Annotated in this window: 1 protein-coding gene; it reads right to left on the bottom strand. The window is 69.0% G+C overall.

The genetic code is table 11. From position 1 onward, the window contains the following. Positions 1-31: 31 nt before the first annotated feature. The coding region (locus tag MJ797_RS26575) for a tyrosine-type recombinase/integrase (RefSeq protein ID WP_239342465.1) at positions 32-962 on the bottom strand (931 nt) is incomplete at its 5' end.

Below are 962 nucleotides of genomic sequence, written 5' to 3'. Positions count from 1 at the left end.
TCCACTGGGCGCGGCATAACGTGCCGTGGATTCAGAGCTGGTCGAGGAACGCGAGCAGCGTGTCGGTGGGCTGGTAGCGGGCTGGTGGCGTGCCGGGCGGGGTGGTCCGGGCGATCGCCTGCTCTTTGAGCGCCATGTCGGCATGAAGGTAGATCTTGGTGGTGGTCGGGTCCTCGTGACCAAGCCACAGCGCGATGACAGTGATGTCGACGCCTGCATGCAGGAGGTTCATAGCTGCGCTGTGACGTAGCACGTGCGGCGTGACGATCTTCGTTCGCATGGACGGGCGGCGTTGTGCCGCAGTGGCGGCGTGCTTGGCGACGAGTCCGCTGACGGCGTCACGGGACAGGGATCGACCTGTCCGGGTGCAGAACAGCGGGTCGGTGCCGCCGGCCGCGGCCGCGAGCCGTTCTGCGCGCCAAGGCGCGATAGCGGCGATGGTGTGGCTGGTCAGCGGGGTCGCACGGTCCTTGCGGCCTTTGCCGTGGCAGCGGACGTGAGCGCCGGTGCCCAGGTGCAGGTCGTGGAGGGCCAGTCCGGTCAGCTCGCTGACGCGCAGCCCTGTTTGGGCTGCCAGGACCAGCAGCGCGTGGTCGCGGCGTCCGTGCCAGCCCGTCAGGTCGGGGGCCGCGAGCAGCGCCTCGAGCTCCGCATGGTCGAGGAAATGGACGGTCGTGGTGGCGGTCCGTTTCGTCTGGATCGCGAGCACGCGGGCGATCAGCTCGGCCTCGTCGGGGGCGTGCAGGCTGGCGTAGCGAAACAGGGCGTGGATCGCGGCCAGGCGGGTGTTGCGGGTCGCGACGCTGTTGTGTCGATCAGTCTCGAGGTGCTGAAGGAACGCGCTGATGGTGGCGGCGTCCAGATCGGCGAGTTGGAGCTGGTCAGGGCGTCGGCCGCTGCGCTGGTGCACGAAGCGCAGCAGGAGTTTGACAGTGTCGCGGTAGGACGCGAGGGTGTGGGGG

This window comes from Protofrankia sp. CiP3, from assembly GCF_917627345.1.
Taxonomy (GTDB): Bacteria; Actinomycetota; Actinomycetes; order Frankiales; family Frankiaceae; genus Protofrankia.
Note: the sequence above shows the minus strand (reverse complement) of the source record. Positions and strands in the feature narration are given on the sequence as shown.